Annotated in this window: 1 protein-coding gene; it reads left to right on the forward strand. The window is 64.4% G+C overall.

Annotation, left to right across the window (positions count from 1 at the left end; all coding sequences use genetic code 11):
• Positions 1 to 958: chemotaxis protein CheA (locus tag XI03_RS00060; protein ID WP_271590957.1), on the forward strand; the 958-nt coding region annotated here is incomplete at both ends.

Below are 958 nucleotides of genomic sequence, written 5' to 3' on the forward strand. Positions count from 1 at the left end.
GGCGGCCACATCATCATCTGCATCGCCGACAACGGCCGTGGCCTCAACACCGAGAAGATCAAGGCCAAGGCGATCTCCTCAGGGTTGGTCACCGAGGCCGAGCTCGAGAAGATGAGCGAAGCCCAGATCCACAAGTTCATCTTCGCGCCCGGCTTCTCCACCGCAGCCGCCATCACCTCGGTGTCGGGCCGCGGCGTCGGCATGGACGTGGTGCGCACCAATATCGACCAGATCGGCGGCACCATCGACATCAAGTCGGTGGCCGGCGAGGGAAGCTCCGTCACCATCAAGATCCCGCTGACGCTGGCCATCGTCTCCGCCCTGATCGTCGAAGCCGCCGGCGACCGCTTTGCGATCCCGCAGCTCTCGGTGGTCGAGCTGGTGCGGGCCCGCGCCAACTCAGAGCACCGCATCGAGCGCATCAAGGACACCGCGGTCCTCCGCTTGCGCAACAAGCTGCTGCCGCTGATCCATCTGAAGAAGCTCTTGAAGATCGACGACGGCGCCGCGTCCGATCCCGAGAACGGCTTCATCGTGGTCACGCAAGTCGGCAGCCAGACCTTCGGCATCGTCGTCGACGGCGTGTTCCACACCGAAGAAATCGTGGTGAAGCCGATGTCGACCAAGCTGCGTCACATCGACATGTTCTCCGGCAACACCATTCTGGGCGATGGCGCGGTGATCATGATCATCGACCCCAACGGCATTGCCAAGGCGCTTGGCGCCGCCGGCTCCTCGGCCCATGACATGGGCGACGAGAACGGCGCGCACCACATCGGATCGGGCGAGCAGACCACTTCGCTGCTGGTGTTCCGCGCCGGCTCGTCGCAGCCCAAGGCGGTCCCGCTTGGCCTCGTCACGCGCCTGGAAGAGCTGCCCGCCGACAAGATCGAGTTCTCGAACGGCCGCTACATGGTGCAATACCGCGAGCAGCTGATGCCGCTCGTTGCCATGGAAG

Origin of the sequence: Bradyrhizobium sp. CCBAU 65884, assembly GCF_028128835.1 — a bacterium.
In the GTDB taxonomy this organism is placed as follows: domain Bacteria; phylum Pseudomonadota; class Alphaproteobacteria; order Rhizobiales; family Xanthobacteraceae; genus Bradyrhizobium; species Bradyrhizobium ottawaense.